The sequence below is a fragment of the Streptomyces sp. S.PB5 genome (assembly GCF_030403745.1).
Classification (GTDB): domain Bacteria; phylum Actinomycetota; class Actinomycetes; order Streptomycetales; family Streptomycetaceae; genus Streptomyces.
In genome coordinates this window covers 460,561-480,956 of sequence record NZ_JAQMWP010000001.1, presented here as the reverse complement: position 1 = coordinate 480,956, position 20,396 = coordinate 460,561, and the positions used below count along the sequence as shown (strand labels likewise).

Annotated in this window: 14 protein-coding genes; 5 read left to right on the top strand and 9 right to left on the bottom strand. The window is 69.5% G+C overall.

Annotated features, from left to right (window positions below):
- Nucleotides 1-19: 19 nt before the first annotated feature.
- The gene (locus tag PH203_RS02145; RefSeq protein ID WP_289915404.1) at nucleotides 20-451 is read right to left on the bottom strand and encodes a hypothetical protein; all 432 of its coding nucleotides are present in this window, start codon (nucleotides 449-451) and stop codon (nucleotides 20-22) included.
- Between the two features lie 116 nt (nucleotides 452-567).
- Here PH203_RS02145 and PH203_RS02140 point away from each other — a divergent pair, with 116 nt between their 5' ends.
- From PH203_RS02140 to PH203_RS02120, 5 genes are all read left to right on the top strand, one after another.
- Nucleotides 568-1,068, top strand: a complete 501-nt coding sequence (locus PH203_RS02140; protein WP_289915402.1) for a tetratricopeptide repeat protein — start codon at nucleotides 568-570, stop codon at nucleotides 1,066-1,068.
- 49 nt (nucleotides 1,069-1,117) lie between these two features.
- Nucleotides 1,118-3,040 (top strand): hypothetical protein, encoded by a 1,923-nt coding sequence (locus PH203_RS02135; RefSeq protein WP_289915400.1) that lies wholly within the window; start codon nucleotides 1,118-1,120, stop codon nucleotides 3,038-3,040.
- Between the two features lie 69 nt (nucleotides 3,041-3,109).
- Nucleotides 3,110-3,988: a metal-dependent hydrolase gene (locus PH203_RS02130; protein ID WP_289915398.1), complete on the top strand. Its 879-nt coding sequence runs from the start codon at nucleotides 3,110-3,112 to the stop codon at nucleotides 3,986-3,988.
- A complete protein-coding gene (locus PH203_RS02125; protein ID WP_289915396.1) occupies nucleotides 3,988-5,001 on the top strand; it encodes a PDR/VanB family oxidoreductase in 1,014 nt (337 codons plus the stop codon). Before PH203_RS02130 ends, PH203_RS02125 begins: the two co-directional genes overlap by 1 nt.
- A gap of 56 nt (nucleotides 5,002-5,057) precedes the next feature.
- A complete protein-coding gene (locus tag PH203_RS02120; RefSeq protein ID WP_289915392.1) occupies nucleotides 5,058-5,747 on the top strand; it encodes a TetR/AcrR family transcriptional regulator in 690 nt (229 codons plus the stop codon).
- Here PH203_RS02120 and PH203_RS02115 read toward each other — a convergent pair.
- From PH203_RS02115 to PH203_RS02080, 8 genes are all read right to left on the bottom strand, one after another.
- Nucleotides 5,744-6,103 carry an isomerase gene (locus PH203_RS02115; protein WP_289915390.1) on the bottom strand — a complete coding sequence of 120 codons (360 nt, stop codon included), beginning with the start codon at nucleotides 6,101-6,103 and terminating at the stop codon, nucleotides 5,744-5,746. The genes PH203_RS02120 and PH203_RS02115 overlap by 4 nt on opposite strands.
- 28 nt (nucleotides 6,104-6,131) lie before the next feature.
- Nucleotides 6,132-7,751: a fused response regulator/phosphatase gene (locus tag PH203_RS02110; protein ID WP_289915388.1), complete on the bottom strand. Its 1,620-nt coding sequence runs from the start codon at nucleotides 7,749-7,751 to the stop codon at nucleotides 6,132-6,134.
- Between the two features lie 73 nt (nucleotides 7,752-7,824).
- Nucleotides 7,825-13,245, bottom strand: a complete 5,421-nt coding sequence (gene pulA, locus PH203_RS02105; RefSeq protein ID WP_289915385.1) for a pullulanase-type alpha-1,6-glucosidase — start codon at nucleotides 13,243-13,245, stop codon at nucleotides 7,825-7,827.
- Nucleotides 13,246-13,371: 126 nt separating this feature from the next.
- The gene (locus PH203_RS02100; RefSeq protein ID WP_289915383.1) at nucleotides 13,372-14,754 is read right to left on the bottom strand and encodes an alpha-amylase family protein; all 1,383 of its coding nucleotides are present in this window, start codon (nucleotides 14,752-14,754) and stop codon (nucleotides 13,372-13,374) included.
- A 173-nt stretch (nucleotides 14,755-14,927) separates the two neighbouring features.
- Nucleotides 14,928-16,661, bottom strand: a complete 1,734-nt coding sequence (locus tag PH203_RS02095; protein WP_289916600.1) for a glycoside hydrolase family 13 protein — start codon at nucleotides 16,659-16,661, stop codon at nucleotides 14,928-14,930.
- Between the two features lie 151 nt (nucleotides 16,662-16,812).
- On the bottom strand, nucleotides 16,813-17,727 hold the full coding sequence (locus PH203_RS02090) for a sugar ABC transporter permease (RefSeq protein WP_289915381.1): 915 nt from the start codon (nucleotides 17,725-17,727) through the stop codon (nucleotides 16,813-16,815).
- 13 nt (nucleotides 17,728-17,740) lie between these two features.
- Nucleotides 17,741-18,745 (bottom strand): sugar ABC transporter permease, encoded by a 1,005-nt coding sequence (locus PH203_RS02085; protein WP_289915380.1) that lies wholly within the window; start codon nucleotides 18,743-18,745, stop codon nucleotides 17,741-17,743.
- 110 nt (nucleotides 18,746-18,855) lie between these two features.
- Nucleotides 18,856-20,124 carry an extracellular solute-binding protein gene (locus PH203_RS02080; RefSeq protein ID WP_289915379.1) on the bottom strand — a complete coding sequence of 423 codons (1,269 nt, stop codon included), beginning with the start codon at nucleotides 20,122-20,124 and terminating at the stop codon, nucleotides 18,856-18,858.
- Nucleotides 20,125-20,396: the final 272 nt, after the last annotated feature.

Sequence of the window (20,396 nt, the reverse complement as noted above, 5' to 3'; positions counted from 1 at the left end):
CATGTCTCGTGCTGTGCGTTCAGTGGCCCGTCGGGTGGCTCTCCGTGTGGGAGGTGTGGTCCTGGCCCTCCTCGATCTCACCGCCGAGCTTGGCGCGCAGCGCGGTCACCGTCCGGGTCTCACCGACGGCGATCCACTTGCGGCCGACGAGGTAGTGACCGCCGTAGTCCTTGGCCCCGTTGATCCACTCGCGCTGGCCGCGGTCGGTGGCGAAGGTGGCCAGGATGAACTTGCCGTCGGCGTCGCTCTTGCGGCACGAGGCCTGGCGGATCTCATCGGCGTCGATCTGGATGGCCGGCTCGCAGCCCACCTCGGCGGCCAGGTGCTCAAGGCTGCCGGTCGCCGTCTCCGGTACGGCGGCGGCCTTGTCGTCATCGCCGGATCCGCAGCCGGCCAGCGCGAGCAGCGCGGCGGCGGCCGTCGCCGCGAGCATCGGTCGGGTCAACCTCATCTGTTCCTCCGGAACCTTCCCGTGGGCCTGGGTGCCCGTCCCCTTGCATACGGCTGCGGGGCGAGGTGTACTCAAATCCGCTGCCCCAGTGGGCACACCCGTGCGAAAGTGTGCCGGTGAACAAGGACTGGGAACAGCGCGTCACGGCCGCGTGGGCCACCTTCGACGAGTATCCGCAGGAGCGGGCGGCCGACTTCCGGGCGGTGATCGACACTCTCGTCGCCGAGCTTGCGGAGGACAGCCCCGACGCCCCCTTCGAGCGGGCCTGCGCCTGGGACTCCACCGGCCACTCCGACAAGGCGGTGCCGCTCTACCGCGAGGCCCTGGCGCTCGGCCTGACCGGCTACAAGGGCCGCCGCGCCAAGATCCAGCTCGCCAGCTCGCTGAGGAACATCGGTCAGGCAGAGGAGGGCGTCAAGCTGCTGACACCCGAACTGGGCGCCCCCTGCGACGAGTTGGACGACGCCGTACGAGCCACCCTCGCCCTGTGCCTGTCCAGCCTCGGCCGGGACCGCGAGGGCCTGTCGCTCGTGCTGGGCGCGCTGGCGCCCCATCTGCCGCGCTACCAGCGGTCGATGGCGAACTACGCACGAGCTCTGGTCGCTCCCGACGGCTGAGTCGCCCGGGTGGCGGTGACCAACGCACGATTCGCTCGTTCTGCTGAACGTGCAGTCACAGGATGTCGCCCCGCGCCCCGCAGCCGCCGCCTCCCCCGAGCCGTTCGTCGATGTCGAACAGGCCGAGGCCGCACTCGTCGAGCACTACCCACGGCTCGTCCGGCTCGCCTACCTGGTACTGCCGCCGAGTCTCGGCCGCAATCGGCGGGTCCTGACCGCGCATGCCCTCACCCAGCGCGCGCTGCCGCGGGGCCGAGCCTCCACACCCGTGATCCCGGCCCAGTCGACCGGCCGGGACGGCGACCCCGGGTACGCCTTCGTCCGGCTCCAGGTGCTGCGTTCGGCGCTGGAGGCGGGCCTGCCGCTCACCTTCAAGGCACGCCCCAAGCGCTCCCAGCTGCCGCCGCTGCTCCCCCAGGTGTGGGGTCTGAGGCTCTTCCCGCGCTCGGGCGGCGCCGATGAGCTCGCCCTGGACCAGCAGCTGTCCGCCCTGTCCGCCCCGGCCCGCGCCGCCTACGTCCTGCGCGGCCTGGAGCGGCTCCCGGACGGCGATGTCCGCCGGGTGCTGGCGGCGGCCGGGGTCGAGGAGCCGGACCTGATGCTGGAGGAGGCCGACACCGTCGCGGCCCAGTACGCGCTCCTCGACTCCCCCGAGTTCGACCCCTGCTCGCTGCAGGCCCGCCCCACCGATCTGATGCGCCGCCGCCAGCACATGAAGGCCGCGCTCGCCGCCGTCGCGGCCGTCGCCGTGTGCGGGGCGCTGCTCGGGCTGCCGGGCGACGGCTGGGGCCCCGACGGCGCCGCCGCCCCGCCGTACGCGCAGAACCCGGCCGCCCAGGCCGCCCTCGACCCGGCCCAGGTGATCCGGGTTCCGGCCACCGCCTGGCAGGCCGCCTCGCGCAACGACTTCTCCGTCTGGCCGGCCCGCGGCGACCTCACCGAGGACACCGCCCTGCTGCGCCGCGCCCTCGCCGTCTGGGCCCGCCCCGGCGAGACGGTCCAGGTCTCGGCCACTCCGGGCACCCCGTCCGGCGGCCCTTCCGGACCGGCTCAGCTCCTCTACGCCGGCAGTGTCGACAACGCGCGCGTGGTGATTCTCTACGACGGTCTGCGCATCGCCCGTTACGCCGAACCGAAGGACGGCACACAGGGCGCCGCCCTGGACTTCGCGCGGGTCGACGGCGCGTCCTCGGCGGAGGCGGGCGCGGTCGTGCTGGGCCGTGCCGACGGCAACGTCCGCTATCTGACGGCACCTTGGGTGAAGAAGGCCGCCGAGCGGGACCTGATGAAGCCGTCCTCCGGTGCGATGGACCTGGATCTGAAGGACGGCATCACCGCACCGCTGGCCGGCCCCTCCCAGCAGAACGGCAGCTGCACCTCCTGGAACGTCCTGCAGCTGACCGACCAGGGCGGCACCCGCCTGCTGAGCGACCTCGGCGAACTGGTCCCGGCCCGCCTCACCACCGGCCGTCCCGGCGAGACCCGCGAGGCGTCCGGCGCTGCGGCGCTGCGCACTTGGGCGCCGTACGCCTGCTCGCTGTCGGCGATGCGTTCCGCGGGTGTGCGGACCGTGAACGCCTGGGCGTACGCCCAGCAGTCGCTGCCCGACGCGAGCGGGACGGCGCAATGGCTGTGTACGCGCGCCGAGACCTGGCGCGGCGGCGGTACGCGCGTGCTGGCGCAGTTCCGGACGCCGGGCGGGGCGTACGGGGCGGTCGCGGCGAAGGCCGAGAACGTGCCGGCGTGCGGGCCGCGTGATCCGAACGTCCTGGCGGGGGTGCTGTGGAAGTCGGGGGACGGCTCCTGGTATCTGCTGGCCGCCGGGAGCAAGGACACGGCGTCGATCAGCGCGACGGGCGCCGTCAAGGGCTCGGCACAGGGCAACCTCCTCGCGGTGAGGACGAAGGAGGGCACCCAGGCCGGGCTGAAGGGGACGCTGGACAGCGGGCGGTCGATCGACGCGCTGCGCTAGCTGACACCGGCGTCAACAAGTCCTCGCACGGGGGTTCCTCGCAGACTTACCCGCCAGTACATTGACGCCATGTCTAACACGCAGGAACGGGTGCACCTCAAAGCCCGCAAGGTGTCCTTCTCCTGGGACGACACCCCGCTGCACTGGGTGCCCGGCGATCCCTTCACCACGCACACCATCAATGTGCTCCATCTGCTGCTGCCGGCCGGTGAGCGCTGGTTCGTGCACGTCTACAAGCAGGTGCTGCCGCTCATCGAGGACGAGCGGCTGCGCGAGGACGTCATCGGGTTCATCGGCCAGGAGGCCATGCACTCCCAGGCCCATGACGAGGTCCTGCCGCATCTGAAGGAGCAGGGCCTCGATCCGACGCCGTACACCGCGCAGATCGACTGGTTCTTCGAGAAGCTGCTCGGTGACCGGACCCTGCCGCCGGGCAGGCCGCGCAAGTGGTGGCTCCTGGAGCGGGTGGCGATCATCGCGGCCATCGAGCACTACACCGCCTTCCTCGGCGACTGGGTGCTGAACGCCGAGGAGCTGGACCGGCGGGGCGCCGATCCGACCATGCTGGACCTGCTGCGCTGGCACGGCGCCGAGGAGGTCGAGCACCGGTCGGTCGCCTTCGACCTCTTCATGCACGTGGACGGCAACTACCGGCGCCGGGTGCGGACTTGGGGCGTGGCGTTCGCGGTGCTGGTGTTCCTGTGGCAGCGCGGGGCGCGGTTCTTCATGGAGAACGACCCGACGCTGGTCGACGGCAGGGCGAGCTTCAAGCAGTTCTATCTGAAGGGCCGGCAGGGCACGCTGCCCGCGACCGGGGACCTGCTGAAGTCCGTCCCCCGCTATCTCAGCCGCGGTTACCACCCCTCACAGGAGGGCTGCACCGAGCAGGCCGTCGCCTATCTGGCCTCCTCCCCCGCCGCCGTCGCCGCCGAGAAGAGCACCGCGTGATGCCCAGACCGCTGACCGTCGCGGTCGTCGCCGGGGCCGCCTTCCTCACCCGGCGGGCGATGCGCCGCCGTATCCAGGCCTCGCCCCTGTGGCCGATGCCCGCGCTCGACGAGCCCGTCTCCGGGCGCCCTCGCTCGCGGGCGCTGCGGCTGCTGGTTGCCGCCCGCGAGGAGGTCGCCGAGGGGGTCGTGCAACTGCGTCTGGAGGGGCGGGACTTGCCCGGCTGGGCACCCGGCGCGCACCTGGACCTCGTTCTGCCGTCGGGCCTGGTCCGGCAGTACTCGCTGTGCGGGGACCCGGCGGACACCTCGTCGTACACGGTGGCGACCCGGCTGGTGGCGGACGGGCGGGGCGGTTCGCGCGAGGTGCACGAGCAGATCACCGAGGGCATGGAGCTGGAGGTGCGGGGGCCGCGGAACCGCTTCCCGCTGGTCGAGGCTCCGTCGTACGTCTTCGTCGCGGGCGGGATCGGGATCACGCCGGTCCTGTCGATGGTGCGGGCGCTGCCGGACGGGGCGCGGTGGCGGCTGCTGTACTGCGGGCGGACACGGGAGTCGATGCCGTTCCTCAAGGAGCTGGAGGCGCTGGATCAGGTGACCGCCGTGGTCGGGGCGCCCGAACTCGACGCGCTGGACGTGCCGGAGGGTGCCGCCGTCTACTGCTGCGGACCCGAGGGGCTGATGGCCGCGGTCGAGGAGCGGTTCCCGCAGGTGCACCTGGAGCGGTTCACGCCCCGCGCCGCCGCCCCGGGCACCGCCTTCGAGGTCGAACTCCGGCGCAGCGGGCGGACGTTGACGGTACCGGCGGACTCCTCCGTACTGGCGGCCGTGCGGGCCGAGCTGCCGAACACCCTGTACTCCTGTGAGCAGGGTTTCTGCGGGACCTGCCGGCAGCGGGTGCTGGAGGGCGAGGTGGACCACCGGGACGAGTTGCTGACGGACGGGGAGCGCGCTGATTCGATGCTCATCTGCGTTTCGCGGTCGCGAAGTGAGCGGATTGTGCTGGATATGTGAACACCCGTGGCCGGACCGGGCCGTTCCGGGCCGGATCCGATCGGTAAGGTGTTCGCATGACTACCGGGGTACGGCGAAGAATGGGAGTCGAGGAGCGGCGGCAGCAGTTGATCGGCGTCGCCCTCGAACTGTTCAGCCAACGCTCACCCGACGATGTGTCCATCGACGAGATAGCGAGCGCGGCGGGCATCTCGCGGCCGCTGGTCTACCACTACTTCCCCGGCAAACTCAGCCTGTACGAGGCCGCGTTGAAGCGGGCGGCCGACGATCTGGCGGGCCGGTTCGTCGAGGCGCACGAAGGGCCGCTGGGCGCCCGTCTGTTGCGGGTGATGCGACGCTTCTTCGACTTCGTCGACGAGCACGGCCCCGGTTTCGCGGCGCTGATGCGGGGCGGCCCGGCCGTGGGCTCGTCGGCGACCAACGCGCTCATCGACTCCGTACGGCAGGCCGCGTACGAGCAGATCCTTTCGCATCTGCGGGTGGCCGAGCCGCCCGCGCGACTGGAGCTGGTCGTCCGCTCCTGGATCTCGCTCGCCGAGTCGACCGCGCTGATCTGGCTGGACGGCCGGCGCATCCCGCGCGGCGAGCTGGAGGTTCAACTCGTCCATGACTTCGCCGCGTTGGCCGCGGTGAGCGCGGCCTATGACGAGGAGATGGCCGCGCTGGTGCGGGTCATGCTCCAGGACGAGCCGACCGACGGGCCGTTCGCCGACCTGGTGGGCCGGCTGATCGCCCTCGCCTCCTAGAACTTGCGGTAGGACGGGTCGAGGTCGCGCACCTCGGCGGAGGCGTGCAGCACGATGCCCGGCTCGTCCTCGATGTACTTGCGCAGCAGCTCCAGGACGGCCTCGGTCAGCTTCTCCTTGGTCTCGTCGGTGCGCCCGGCGAGCAGCCCGAGGGTGACGTGGACGACGGCGTGGCCGTGCTCATCGGGGTCCTCGTACCCGAAAGCCGTGTACTCGCTCTCCCGGAACTGCGTCTTGCACGCCTCCGGCTTCGCCGCCGCGATCTCGACCGTCGCCTCGTGCAGGGCCCGGGCGAAACCGGCCCGGTCGAAGACGGCGGTGATCGTCCGGGAGTGGTCGACGGTGATCTGCGGCATGGGCACTCCTGTTCCAGGTCAGCTGGGTTCAGCCTAGTCGCAGTGCCAGCATCGCGATGTCGTCCTCCCGGTCGTGGCCGAAGGAGGCGAGGAGGGTGTCGCACAGGGCGTCGAGGCCGGACAGGGAGCCGGCGGCGGCCGCGCGGAGGTGTTCCATCGAGGCCGACAGGTCGGTACCCCGGGTCTCGATCAGACCGTCGGTGACCATGAGGAGCCGGTCGGTGGGTTCCAGGAAGAGCTCGGTGACCGGCGGGTGGGGCAGGCCGACGCCGAGCAGCGGGCCGGCCGCCTTGACGTAGTCGGCGCTGCCGGTGTCCCGGACGATCAGCGGGGGGATGTGTCCCGCGTTCGCGATGAGGGTGCGCCCGGTGCCGGGGTCGATCAGCGCCAGACAGACAGTGGCCGTGAGATCGGGGTGGTAGCGCTGGAGCATCCGGTCGAGGCGCTCCGCGAGCACGGCCGGGTCGCTGTCCTCCACGGCGTAGGCGCGCAGCGCGTGCCGGATCTCCACCATGACCGTCGCCGCGTCCAGCGAGTGCCCTACGACATCCCCGACCGCGGCCAGCACCCCTTCGTCGGTCCTCAGCACCGCGTAGAAGTCGCCGCCGATCTCGGTCTCCCGGGACGCGGGCACATAGCGGACCACGACGTCCATGCCCGGCAGCTCGGGGAGCTTGTGCGGCTGGGGCAGGAAGCTGTGCTGGAGCGTGAGGGCGACACGTCGCTCCACCTGGTACATGAGCAGCGGATCGGCGGCGAACGCGGTGGCCTGGGTCAGCTGGGCCAGCAGGGCGTCGCTCTCGGCGCCCGCGCGGCGCATCCCGCGCGCGGGTGCCGCGAGGCACACCACGGCCCTGCCGTCCTGCGTGCGGACGAGCGCCAGCCGGGCGTCGTGCTCCACGCCGGGCCGGAAGTAGCCGGCCGGCCACATCGGCGCGGGCACGGTCGTGAGCTGCACCCCGCCCTGCCCCCGGGTGAGCCGCTGCAGCAGGGCGGCCACCGCCCGGTTGGCTCCGTCGTCGGGCAGCGCGACCGGGATGCGGTCCCGCGACAGACCGCGGTACAGCCGGTCGTCCTGGTCGAGGACGAAAGCGGCGGCGGGTGTGCCGGTGAGCCGCGAGACCCCCTCGGCGGACGCGTCGGTGAGTTCCTGGAGGGTGCGGGCCGCCTGGATGGTGACGATCGTCTCCGACAGCAGGGTCAGCCGCCGTACGAGGGCCCGGTCCCCGGCCCGCACCTGTGCGTTGCGCACGGCGGCCCGGACGACGGCCTCGATCTCCAGCGGGTCGGCCGGCACCTTCAGATAGGCCTCGAACCCCGCGTCCAGGCCCTCGCAGCGGTTGACCGGGGCCACACTGGCGGCCGAGAAGTGCACGACGGGCAGCCCGGCGGTGTGGGGCCGCTCCTTGAACAGGCGGCACAGGTCGAAGCCGCTCATGTCCGGCAGGCCCACGTCGACGAGGGCCACGTCGGGGAGGGTGCCCTTGCGCAGCCGTACGTCGAGTTCGGCGAGCGCCTCACCGCCGCTGGCGACCGGCACGACCCGGTGGCCGGCACGGCTCAGCAGCGTCCCCATGGCGAACCGGCTCGCCTCCGCATCGTCCACGACCATCACGGTCGTGCCAGTCAGGTCTCCGTTGACGTCCATGTGTTCAGCGCCCTTGGACAACACGACGGGGCGGACCCGGGCCCGGGTCCGCCCCACCAAGGTTAGGCCGTTGTCAGGGCTTGCGGGAGAATACGGCCACAGTCCGTGCCGGAACGGTGAACGTGCCCGAAACCCGCTCGTACGAGGACTCCTTGACGGTAGAGTCCGCGCCCTCCGCCTGGATCTCGTGCAGCGCATACGCCGTCCCGGCCAGAGCGGCCACCTGCTGCTCCTGGGCCTGCGGGGTGGCGTTGAACACCACGACGAGATCACCGCGGTCACCGAGTTCCATGGTGATCACGCCGGGCGTCTCCTCCTTGCCGGACAGCGGGAAGGACAGCTTCGACTGCACCTGCGCGACCGTGTCGAGAGAGAAATCGGCCTCCGTCGTACGGATCCTCAGCAGATCCCGGTACGCCGCCGAGGTGCCCTCGATCTGCTCGCACCCGACCTTGACCGAGCCCAACAGGGGCTTGGCGTACGGCCACTTGGACTCGTTGTCGGCGGCCATCGGCAACCCGCGTCCGAAGCCGTTGCCGTTGCCGTTGCCGTCCATGCAGCTCCAGTGGATGGCGTTGAACCAGTCGCCGCTGTCGTAGGAGTTGCGGTCCAGGGACTTCGAGCGCAGCAGGTCGGTGCCCGCCTGGGAGAGCGACGGCCCCTGCGAGAGGGCGGCCGTCGCCATGGCGAGGACCTGCATGCGGGCGCGGTCGGACGCGCCCGTGGTGGCGGGCAGCTTGTACGTCAGCGCGTCGAACAGCGACTCGTTGTCATGGGCGTCGGAGTAGGCGAGGGCGTCGCCGGGAGCCTCCGCGTATCCGGCCGGCTGGCCGTTGTAGTCGACCTGGGCGCCGGTGACCTCCTTGCCGTCGGTGTCGGTGAAGGTGTACTTCGCGAGGTTGCCGCTCAGCCCGACCTTGATGAGGTCCTGGTAGTGCAGCAGACGGGCCTTCTGCTCGGCCGGAGTGCCGTTGCCGGCCGAGGAGTTGGGGTCGGTGTACAGCCCGGACGCGAAGCCCTGGACGCCCGGGTCCTCGTCGAAGGGGCCGCCGCCGCGCACCGCGTCACGGGCGCGGTCGGAGAAGGTGGCGATGCCGGTGCCGGCCATGTTCTTCTGCGTGGCCTGCACGAAGCGGGCGTCGTCGGCGACCTCGCCGAAGTTCCAGCCCTCGCCGTACAGGATGATCTTCTTGCCGTCGACGCCGTCCTTGGCGAGGGTCAGCCCGTCCAGGGCCTCGCGGACCGCCAGGATGTTGGCCTTCGGGTGGTGGCCCATGAGGTCGAAGCGGAACCCGTCGACCTTGTACTCCTTGGCCCACGTGACGATCGAGTCCACGACCAGCTTGCCCATCATGGCGTTCTCGGGCGCCGTGTTGGAGCAGCAGGTGCTGTTGGCGACCGAACCGTCGGCGAGGAGCCGCTGGTAGTAGCCGGGGACGACCTTGTCGAGGACGCTGGTGCCGGCCTGGCCGCTGGAGGTCGTGTGGTTGTAGACGACGTCCATGACGACGCGGAGGCCGTCCTCGTTCAGGGACTTGACCATCTTCCGGAACTCGACCGTGCGCGCGGTGCCGTCCGGGTCGGTGGCGTAGGAGCCCTCGGGGACCGTGTAGTGGTACGGGTCGTAGCCCCAGTTGTAGGCGTCCTTCGCGGCGGACTTCGCCACGCACTCCTGCTGCTTGTCGGAGTCGGCCGGGTAGGAGGCCAGGTCGCAGTCCGGGGTCGCCTGGTCGGCCTTGTTCTCGGGGATGGTCGCGATGTCGAAGACCGGCAGGAGGTGCACGTACGACGTGCCCGACTTCGCGAGCTCCTTCAGATGCCGGGAGCCGTCGCTGTTCTTGTCGGTGAAGGCGAGGTAGGTTCCCGGGTTGCTCGCGGTCCTGTCGGCGACGGAGAAGTCCCGGACGTGCAGCTCCTGGATCTGCGCGTCCTTGATCGGTACGGCCTTGGGCTTGGCGTAGGTCGTCCAGCCGCCGGGGGCGAGGGACTTGTCGGCCAGGTCGACGACGAGGCTGCGCTCGGAGTCGGTGGTCAGGGCGACCGAGTAGGGGTCGGTGACCTTGTTGGTGACGACCTTCCGGACGCTGGGCGCCCAGACCTTGACGACGTACCGGTACTCCTTGCCCTTCCAGGACCTGGGGCCGGTGACGGACCAGACGCCGGTGGCGGAGTCGCGCTTCATCCTGACCGTGGAGCCGTCGAGTTCCAGCTGCACGGACTGTGCGGTCGGCGCCCAGACGGCAAGCGTCGGACGGCCGCTCCTGCTGAACGTCGGTCCGAGGTCGGCCTTGGTCGCCTCCGGGTACAGGTCGTCGAGCACACCCGCGATCTGCACACCGGTCGCCGCGAGGACGGCGCCGTTCACGGCCCGTTGGGAGGCGACGATCTGGCCCTTGAGGGCCTCACGCACGCGGTCGCGGTCGCGCGGGTCGACGGTCCAGGCGGTGTAGTCCTTCAGATGCGGGAACCTCGCCTTCTGGGCGTCGGTCAGGGACGTCTTGGACAGCCGCAGCCAGCGCTCGTCGTCGCTGGTCAGCGCGCCCTCCTCGGCCACGATCGAGCCGTTGCGGCTGTAGAGCAGCTGGGTGGAGACGGCGGCCTCGGAGCCGTTCCAGGCGACCGTGTTCCGGTCGATCCAGACCGCCTTGGAGGTGGTCAGGTCGACGGCGGCCGCGGAGCCCGCGGGCTGCGGCAGCAGGTACTTCTCCTGGCCGCTCAACAGCCACACCTCATGGCCGTTCGCCCTGAGGTCCAGCGACTGGTCGCTGGGCAGGTCCTTCTCGTCGCCCTTGTGGAGGATGTAACTGAGGCTGCCGGCACCGTCGGTGAGCGGTACCTCGAAGACCGCGCCATAGGCGTCAGTCTTCACCGGCTGAAGCGGGTTCGACCAGTCCGTGGGGTTCGCGGCGCCCGTCCAGACGTGCAGACCCCAGCCGTCGTAGTTCCCGTCGGCCCGGTGGTAGTGGATGACGGCCTTGCTCTTGTCCTGCTCCGGGTACTCCGGCCGCTCCGTCAGTACATCCGTTCTGCCCTGCTCGATCCAGACCTCGCCGGTCTTGGTGACGTCGATCGTGCGGTCGGCGGAGACGTCCTTGTTGCCGTCCTTGTCGATGACCAGGAAGCCCACGTCGGAGGCGCCCGGCTTCAACTTGACGTAGGCGAAGGCCCCGTAGGCGTCACGGCCGATGAAGGGGTGGCTGTCCGGCCAGTTGGTGGCCTCGCCGTCGGCGATGTCGCCCCAGGCGTACAGGCCCCAGTTCGCGTAGTCGCCGTCGGTGCGCTTGTAGTGGACGATCGCGTAGTCGCGGGAGGAGGCGGTGGGGATCTCCTCGGCGGGCGGGGTGCCGGTGGTGGACCCGGCCGTCGCCGAAGCGGTCCGCCCGGCGGAGTCGATCACAACTGCCTTGTAGCGCAGCGCCGTTCCGGCCGGTACGTCCTTCCCGATGAACTGCGTGACCTTGTAGGGGGCGTGGTCGGCCGTGCCGAGCGTCCGCCACCTGCCGTTGCCGACCTGAGCGGCGAAGACGACCCGGTTGAGCTGCCCCCCGTCGACGTCGGCGCCGATCTCGACCGTGCCGGTGGCGCCGGTGCCGGGCGCCTTCAGGGTGAGGGCCGGCGCGGTGGCGGGCTTGGCGAGCTTGCCGGCCGCCTTCAGGACGATCGCGGAACCGGCGGGGACGGAGACGGTGATCTTCTTGTCGGCGGCGCTCTTCAGGGACGCGTCGCCGCCGTAGATCCCGCGGAACGTCATCCCGGCCGAACCGGTCGCGAAGGTGGCCGACTTGGCCTCGCCTGCGTTGTTGAAGGCGACGACGTACTCGACGCCCGTCCTCGCGTCGGTCCGCGAGAACGCGTAGACGCCGGAGCCGTCGGCCGCGTACCGCTCGGTCTGCACACCGTCGGCGAGGGCCGGGTTGGCCTTGCGGAGCTCGGAGAGCTCGGCGATCTGCCGGTACAGCGGCGCGCTCTTGTCGTAGGCGTCGCTCGCGTGGGTGCGGTCGGTGCCGATCTCGTCGTCGTCGAGGTAGTCGGCCGTCTTCGACGCGAACATGGTCTGGCGGGCGTCCTTGTCGCCGCCGGCACCGGTGAAGCCCTGCTCGTCGCCGTAGTAGACGACCGGGTTGCCTCGGCTGAGGAACATCAGCTCGTTGGCGAGCTCGTCCTTGGCCAGCAGCTCGGCGTCCGTCGCCTTCGGGTTGTCCTGGTTCAGGAAGTACCCGATGCGGCCCATGTCGTGGTTGCCGAGGAAGGTGACCTGCTCGTACGCGTTGGCCTTGTCGGTCGTGTACTTGTAGTCGTCGCCGAAGACCTTCGCGAGCGTCCGCGCGCTGCCGCCCTGGGAGGCGTACTGCCGTGCCGCCTCCTGGAAGGGGAAGTCGAGGGTGGCGTCGAGGCGGCCCCGGGTGACGTACGGCGAGGTGATCGAGGTGTCGGCGGAGTAGACCTCGCCGAACATGAAGAAGTCGTCGCGGCCCTGCTCGGCGGCGTATGCGTCGAGGGCGGTGGCCCACTGGGTCCAGAACTCCAGATCGACGTGCTTCACGGTGTCGATCCGGAAGCCGTCGATGTCGAAGTCGCGGACCCACTTCTCGTAGATCTTCTCCATGCCGTGGACGACCTCGGGACGCTCGGTCCACAGGTCGTCGAGGCCGGAGAAGTCGCCCTGCTCGGCGCTCTCACCGGCGAAGGTGGAGTCGCCGCGGTTGTGGTACATCGTGGGATCGTTGAGCCACGACGGAACCTTGTTGTTCCTGGTGGCCTTCGGCGTACGCGCGAAGGAGTCGGCGTCGACGTCCGGGAAGTCCCGCTCGCCGTCCGCGTAGTCGCTGTCGTCGAAGGGCTCGCCGTCCTCGGTCAGGTACGGGAACGCGCCCTTGGAGAGGTAGTCGTAGGACTTCTCCTCGTAGTCGACGACGTCGGCGGTGTGGTTGGTGATGACGTCGAAGAAGACCTTCATGCCCTTGGCGTGCGCCTTGGAGATGAGGGTTTCGAGGTCCTTGTTGGTACCGAAGTGCGGGTCGACCTGAGTGAAGTCGGTGATCCAGTACCCGTGGTAGCCGGCCGAGGCGTTGGCCCCGGTGCCCTGCACGGGCTGGTTCTTGAAGATCGGGGCCATCCAGATGGCGGTGGTGCCCAGGCCCTTGATGTAGTCGAGCTTCTTGGTCAGACCCTTGAGGTCGCCGCCCTGGTAGAACCCCTTGTCGGTGGGGTCGTAGCCGGTGGTGAGGCGGGTGCCGGTGAGGCCGCCCTTGTCGTTGCCGGTGTCACCGTTGGCGAAGCGGTCCGGGAGCACGAAGTAGAACTGCTCACGGGTGGAGTCGTGCCGGGCGGGCGCCGAGGCGAGCTTGGCGTCGGACGGTGGCGGCGGCGGAGTGTCCGCCTGCGCCGCGAGGGGTTGGACGAGCGCTGCGGCCAGCGCGGTCACGGTGACCGCGGCGACCCGTCCTACGTGGGCGGTACGGCGCCTCGACGGCGTCGGCCATCTCGGTATCACAGATGGGCTCCTTGTGATTACGGCTCTACGTGGGTCCGACCCCGCGCGACCGTATCGCCGCCGTAAGGTTTACAGCAAGAGCCGTGAAAGTAACGGAAAGAGATTTCAGAACGGGTGGACCGAAGCTCAGCAGCTCGACTTCCCGGCGTAGATCGCCAGAGCCGTGTTCGAGCCGAGCGTGGCTGTGAACTGCCCACTGGAGTTCACGGTCACCGTCGTGTTGTTCTGAACGTTGCAGTACGTCCCCGCGGGCAGCGACGTCTGGTACGTCCGGCTCAGGCTGCCCGACTCATGGTTGACGGCCACGAACCCCTTGCCGCCCCGCCCGAACGCGATCGCGTCACCGCCGTTGTCCCACCAGTTGGTGACGGCCGTGCCGCGCACGGCGTTGCGGAAGGCGACCATGCGGATGATCTCCGGCCACTTGTGCTGGCACTTCCAGCCGTCCTGCCAACAGGCCGTCACCGAGCCGCCGTTGGGCGGGCCGGCGTCCGTGTCGGACCACTCGTACCCGGAGTTGATGTCCGGGGCGCCGTACGGGTGGGCGAGCATGAAGACGTTGGCGAGGGTGTAGTTCGCGCCGTCCTTGTAGTTCAGCGTGGAGCCGTTGCGCTCGGTGTCGTGATTGTCGACGAAGACACCGGAGACGGAGCTGTTCATATAGCCCCAGCCCTCGCCGTAGTTCTTCAGATAGGCGAGGTTCTCGTTGTTGAAGACGCGCTTGAGGTCGTAGGCGTAGCGGAACTCCTGGACGTCCCCGTTGCCCGTGTACTCGGTGGGCTGGACGGCCTCTCCGCTGCCGTAGATGACCTCCTGCTTCCAGTACACCGACGGATTGCTCAGCCGGGACTTGATATTGGCCAGGTCGGCGGCGTCCATGTGCTTGGCCGCGTCGATACGGAAGCCGTCCACCCCGAGCGACAGCAGGTCGTTCATGTATCCGGCGATGGCGCCGCGGACGTAGGACTCCCCGGTGTCCAGGTCGGCGAGACCTACCAGTTCGCAGTGCTGGACGTTCCAGCGGTCCTGGTAGTTGGTGATCTGGCTCGTGCAGTCGTCGAAGTCGAACGACGAGTACAGGCCCGGGTAGTTGTACTTCGTGTACGACGAACCGCCGGTGCCGGTGCCACTGCCCGCCGACATGTGGTTGATGACCGTGTCGACGACGACCTTCACGCCGGCCGCGTGGCAGGTGTTGACCATGTCCTGGAAGGCCGTACGGCCGCCGAGGCGTCCGGCGATCTTGTAGCTGACAGGCTGGTACGACGTCCACCACTGCGCGCCCTGGATGTGCTCGGCGGGCGGGGAGACCTGGACGTAGCCGTAACCGGCGGGGCCGAGGGTGTTGGTGCACTCCTTGGCGACGGAGGCGAAGTTCCACTCGAAGAGGACGGCGGTGACGTCCTTGGTGCCGGGCGGGGAGGCGTATGCCGTCCCGGCGGGGGTGATGAGGGCCGCGGCTGCGGCGAGCGCGGTGAGGGATGCGCTTGCGGACCATCTCGGTATCACGTGGGGGCTCCTTGCGTGACGGCCGGGCGTCTTTGCCCGGCGCCGGCGCGAACGTACCCCTAACGCAAGGTTTACAGCAAGGGTCTTGAAACTCACAGCAAGGGATTTCATGGCAACCGGAGAGGGCCCGCCGCCTCGACAGGCAGCGGGCCCTCTCCGGGGGCGAACAACCGTCAGGCCGTCGTCCACCACACCGTCGTGTCCGACGGGACCTTCGTCTCGCCGTCCGCCTCGGTGATCTCGCCGCTCGCCAGAAGCACGCGGCCGTACGACGGGGTCGTCACCGACTCGCCGCTGGTGTTCGCGACACAGACGAACTCGCCGCGCCGGAAGGCCAGTACGCCCTCCGGTGCCCGCAGCCACTCCACCGACTCGCCGGCGCCCAGGTCAGGGTGGGTGCGGCGGATGCCGAAGGCGGTGCGGTACAGCTCCAGGGTCGTGCCCTCGACCCCGGTCTGGGCCTCCACGCTCAGCTCGGCCCATTCCGCCGGCTGCGGCAGCCAGCTGCCGCCCGCGCCGAAGCCGTACGACGATCCCTCGCGCGTCCAGGGGATCGGCACCCGGCAGCCGTCGCGAAAGCCGTCCTGGCCCTCGCCCCGGAAGTACGCGGGGTCCTGGCGGACCTCGTCGGGGAGGTCCACCACGTCGGGGAGGCCCAGTTCCTCGCCCTGGTAGACGTAGGCCGAGCCGGGCAGCGCCAGCATCAGCAGAGTGGCCGCACGAGCGCGCCGCAGGCCCAGCTCCCGGTCGCCCGCCGTGCGGATCTGGGTGCCCAGGCCCGGCGGGTTGGCGAAGCGGGTGGCGTGGCGGGTGACGTCGTGGTTGGAGAGGACCCAGGTCGCCGGGGCGCCCACCGGGCGCATCGCGTCCAGGGTGCGGTCGACCACCTTGCGGAGCTCCTCCGCGTCCCATTCGGTGCCGAGGTACTGGAAGTTGAAGGCCTGGTGGAGCTCGTCCGGGCGGACGTAGTTGGCGGTGCGCTCGACCGTCGGCGTCCAGGCCTCGGCGACGAAGATGCGCCCGCCCGTCTCCCACCCCCGCCCTTCTGCGGAAGGCCCTTCGGGCCCCTTCTTACTTCCGGAGTACTCGTCGAGGATCGTGCGCCACTGGCGGTAGATCGCGTGGACGCCGTCCTGGTCGAAGAACGGCATGACATCGTTGCCCAGCAGTTTGAGCTGATCGCCGCTGCCGCCGATGTCCGGCAGGCCCTCCGCCTTGACCATGCCGTGCGCCACGTCGATACGGAAACCGTCGACGCCCATGTCGAGCCAGAAGCGCAGGATGGAGCGGAACTCGTCGCCGACCGCCGGGTGTTCCCAGTTGAAGTCGGGCTGTTCGGGCGCGAAGAGGTGCAGGTACCACTCGCCCAGGGTGCCGTCGGGCTCGGTGACCCGCGTCCACGCCGGGCCGCCGAAGATGGACTCCCAGTCGTTGGGCGGGAGTTCGCCGTTCTCGCCCTTGCCGGGGCGGAAGTGGTAGCGCTCCCGCGAGGGCGAGCCGGGCCCTTCGCGCAGCGCCCGCTTGAACCACTCGTGCTGGTCCGAGGAGTGGTTGGGAACCAGGTCGACGATGATCCGCAGGCCCAGCTCGTGCGCGTCCCGGATCAGCGCGTCCGCGTCCAGCAGGTTGCCGAACATCGGGTCCACGGCCCGGTAGTCGGCCACGTCGTAGCCGGCGTCGGCCTGCGGGGAGGCGTAGAAGGGGCTGAGCCACACGGCGTCCACGCCGAGGTCGCGCAGGTACGGGAGTCGGGAGCGTACGCCTTCCAGATCGCCCATGCCGTCGCCGTTGCTGTCGGCGAAGCTGCGCGGATAGACCTGGTAGATCACCGCGTCCCGCCACCAGTCGCCGCGCTGGACTTTGGCGGGGTTCGGGGCCGGGGCGAGGGCGGAGTGCTGCTGGCTCATGGCGTCCTTGGTACGTAATGAGGTCATGGGGTCAGGTGTGCATACGGTGATGGCGAGACGACCGCGGTGTCAGCGGGGTCGGATGGACACCGCGGCCGCCTCGGGTTTGAGGGGGTGTGGGGGCAGCGCCCCCACAAGGGGCGCGGGGCTGTCACCCCTTCGTTCCACCCGCCGTCAGGCCGGTCACCAGGTTCTTCTGCACGAGGTAGAAGAACGCCGCCACCGGTATCGCGATCAGCACCGCCGCCGCGGTCATCAGGTTCCGCTGGGCGTCGTGCTCGCTGATGAAGCTCTGCAGGCCGACGGCGAAGGTGTACTTCTGGTCGTCGAGCATGAAGGTGGTGGCGAAGGCGACCTCACCGAACGCGGTGATGAAGTTGTAGAAGGCGGCGACCGCGAGACCCGGCTTGGCGAGCGGCAGGATCAGCCGGAAGAACGTGCCGAAGGGAGTGAGCCCGTCGACGCGTCCGGCCTCGTCGATCTCGAAGGGGATGGTGTCGAAGTAGCCCTTCAGCAGCCAGGCGCTGTAGGGGACCGCGGTAGCGCAGTAGACGAGGACGAGACCGAAGTAGCTGTCGATGAGCTGGAGTTCCGACAGCAACTGGTACATCGGCACGATGAGTACGGCTATCGGGAACATCTGGGTGACCAGTAGCACCCACATGAACTTCTTGTAGCCCGGGAACCGCATGCGCGAGACGGCGTAGCCGGTGGTGGCCGCGACGAGGACGCCGATGACCGTGGTGCCGAGGGAGACGATCAGCGAGCTCTTCAGCCAGTCGAAGAACGCGGTGTGCTGGAGGACGAACGAGTAGTTGTCCAGCGTCATCTTGTCCCAGATGCCGCCCGGGTGGAGGTAGTCGTCCTTGTCCGGGCCGAGGGACAGGTACACCAGCCAGGCGATCGGGAACAGCGCGACGAGGCTCGCGACGATCAGCAGGCCGTGGGAGAGAAGCGAGGCGAGAGGGCTGCGCCGGCCGCGCCCGCGCGCCATGCTCGGTCCCGTCTTCCGCGCCGGCCCGGCCTTGGTCGCGCCGGCGGAGTTCGGGGCGGTGGTCGTACTCATGGGAGCTCCTGCCTCAGATCGCGAGCTGCTGCTCATTGCGGTTCAGCCAGCGGCGGTAGAAGGAGGTGAAGACGATCAGGATGCCCAGCAGCAGGATGCCGTAGGCGGCGGACTGGGCGAAGTCGCGCGGCTGCTGTCCGAAGCCGAGGAAGTACGCCCAGGTGACGAGGATCTGCGCGTCGGGCGCGGTGTTGCCGAACAGCAGGAAGATGATGGCGAACTGGTTGAACGTCCAGATGACGCCGAGCAGTACGACGGTGGAGCTGACGGACCTCAGGCCGGGCAGCGTCACATGCCGGAACCGCTGCCAGGCGTTCGCGCCGTCCATCTCGGCTGCCTCGTACAGGGAGTCGTCGATGGACTGCAGTCCGCCGAGCAGCGAGACCATCATGAACGGCACACCGCACCAGGTGTTGACCATGATCGCGGCGAACCGCTGCCAGAAGGTGTCCTCCAGCCACAGCGGCGTCGGCAGGTGCAGCGTGTCCAGGAAGCTGTTGATGATGCCGCCGTCGGCGAGCATGAACCGCCAGCCGAACACCGTCACGAAGGTGGGCACGGCCCACGGCAGGACGAGGATCAGCCGGTAGAAGGTCCGGCCGCGCAGCTTCTGGTTGAGCAGGAGGGCAAGGCCGAGTCCGATGCCGTAGTGGAGGGCCACACAGGCGGCGGTCCAGAAGATCGTCCAGATGAAGTGCGACCAGAAGCGGTCGTAGGCGAGGTCGCCCCAGAGGATCTCGGCGTAGTTGTCGAACCCGATGAACTTGTAGGTGGCGTCGATGTGGTTGACGCCGATGGTGCGGGCCGAGTTGAGGCTGTTGGCGTCCGTGAGGGTGAGGTACAGGCCGTACGCCAGCGGGTAGAGCACGAGGACGCCGAGGACGATCACCACGGGGGCGATCATGGCGTACGCGTACCAGTACTTCTGCCAGCTGCGCTTCAGGCGCTGCACCGGCCCGGAGCGTGGCCCGCGGTCATCGCGGCGCTTGCCGGTCGCGCGATCGATGGCGACTGTCATGGTTCGACAACCTTCTCGGAATTCGGCGGTTCAAGGGGTGTACGGCGGCCACAGCCGATGGCCGCCGGATCCCTCCCCCCATGATCGGGAGATCCGGCGGCCGCTCGGGCTTACTTGCTGAACTCCGGCACCAGCTTGGCGATGGCGGTCTCGGCGTTGCTCAGGCCCTTGTCCAGGGACTCCTTGCCGCCGGCGATCTTCGGCAGCTCGGTGTCCAGCGGGCCCCACAGGGAGCTGTACTCGGGCAGCGCCGGGCGCGGCTGGGCGGCGGGCAGGACCTGGCCGTAGCCGGCGATGCCCGGGTCGGCCTTGACCTCGGCGGTGTAGGCGTCGTCACGGGTGGGCAGCGTGGAGTTCTTCAGCGCGATGGTCGACTGGGACTTCGCGGAGGTCATGAAGTTGACGAACTTCAGCGCGGCCTTCTGGTGGGCGGCGTCGGAGCCGGCGTAGACCGAGAGGTTGTGGCCGCCGGTCGGGGCGCCCGCCTTGCCGGTGGAGCCGGCCGGGACGGTGGCGATGCCGAGGTTGGCCTTGTCCTTGAACGCGGAGCCCTTGTAGAAGTTGGTGATCTCCCACGGGCCCTGGATGATCGCGGCGACCTTGCCGTTGACGAACGCGTCCTGGATGTGGGCGTAGGCGTCGGCGGTGGTGTCGGCCTTGTGCAGGCCCTTGCCGTCGAAGAGGCTCAGCCAGGTGCCGTACGCCTTCTTCGCGGCGTCCGAGTTCACCGTGATCTTCTTGGCGGCGGCGTCGACGGTGTCGGTGCCCTCGCCGTAGAGGAAGGACTGGGCGTAGTAGGCCTGGGTGGAGCCCCAGTAGCCGTCGACGCCGGTCTTGTCCTTGATGGTGGCGGCGGCCTTCTTCAGGTCGTCCCAGGTCTTGGGTGCCTCGACGCCTGCCTTGGCGAAGAGCTCCTTGTTGTAGACGAGCGCGAGGGTGTCCGTGACGAACGGGACGCCGTAGGTCTTGCCGTCGTACTTGGCCTGCTCGATCAGGTTGGGCTGGAACTTGCTCTGGTCGGCGAGGGCCTCGGTGCCGTCGAGCGGCAGGAAGTAGCCCTTCTTGGCGAAGGCGGGGGTCCAGCCGACCTCGGAGCGCAGCACGTCCGGGGCACCGGAGGCACCGGCGGCGGTGTCGAACTTGTTCTGCGCCTGGTCGAACTGGACGTTGACGTACTTGACCTTGACGTCCTTGTTCGCGGCCTCGAACTCCTTGATGAGGGCCTTGTACGTCGGCGCCTCGTTGGTGGCGTTGGAGGTGTCCCACCAGGTGATGGTGGTCGGACCGCTCGAGTCGCTGCTGTCGTCGTCCCCGCCGCAGGCCGTCGCCGTGAGGGCGAGGGACGCCACCAGCGCGGTGGCCGCTATGCCACGCCGCATGAGTTCTCCTTGAGGGTGAAAGCCCGTGTAGTGCAGGGGGCGGTCCCGTCCGCCGTCCTGCGGTGCAGGGGTGGCCCCGTCTGCCATCCACTGCCGACTTGCCGACCGCGCCGTTGCCGCCGCCGGGCGTGGCCGAACGTAACAGCGATGTAAGCGTTGCGAAAGACCTTGCAGCAAAAAAGTGCAAGACGTCGCTGAAGTTATCCGCGCGTGACCTGTGGGCAACCACCGTGAGACGCTTGTTTCCAGCGGTGGGGCGGCACAGGGTGGGT

What these genes read in the sequence shown, in the direction of transcription:
- PH203_RS02085 (WP_289915380.1), bottom strand. Translation starts at nt 18,745, where the DNA reads ATGACAGTCGCCATCGATCGCGCGACCGGCAAGCGCCGCGATGACCGC.
- PH203_RS02095 (WP_289916600.1), bottom strand. Translation starts at nt 16,661, where the DNA reads ATGAGCCAGCAGCACTCCGCCCTCGCCCCGGCCCCGAACCCCGCCAAA.
- PH203_RS02115 (WP_289915390.1), bottom strand. Translation starts at nt 6,103, where the DNA reads ATGCCGCAGATCACCGTCGACCACTCCCGGACGATCACCGCCGTCTTC.
- PH203_RS02110 (WP_289915388.1), bottom strand. Translation starts at nt 7,751, where the DNA reads ATGGACGTCAACGGAGACCTGACTGGCACGACCGTGATGGTCGTGGAC.
- PH203_RS02125 (WP_289915396.1), top strand. Translation starts at nt 3,988, where the DNA reads ATGCCCAGACCGCTGACCGTCGCGGTCGTCGCCGGGGCCGCCTTCCTC.
- PH203_RS02090 (WP_289915381.1), bottom strand. Translation starts at nt 17,727, where the DNA reads ATGAGTACGACCACCGCCCCGAACTCCGCCGGCGCGACCAAGGCCGGG.
- PH203_RS02120 (WP_289915392.1), top strand. Translation starts at nt 5,058, where the DNA reads ATGACTACCGGGGTACGGCGAAGAATGGGAGTCGAGGAGCGGCGGCAG.
- PH203_RS02080 (WP_289915379.1), bottom strand. Translation starts at nt 20,124, where the DNA reads ATGCGGCGTGGCATAGCGGCCACCGCGCTGGTGGCGTCCCTCGCCCTC.
- PH203_RS02145 (WP_289915404.1), bottom strand. Translation starts at nt 451, where the DNA reads ATGAGGTTGACCCGACCGATGCTCGCGGCGACGGCCGCCGCCGCGCTG.
- PH203_RS02130 (WP_289915398.1), top strand. Translation starts at nt 3,110, where the DNA reads ATGTCTAACACGCAGGAACGGGTGCACCTCAAAGCCCGCAAGGTGTCC.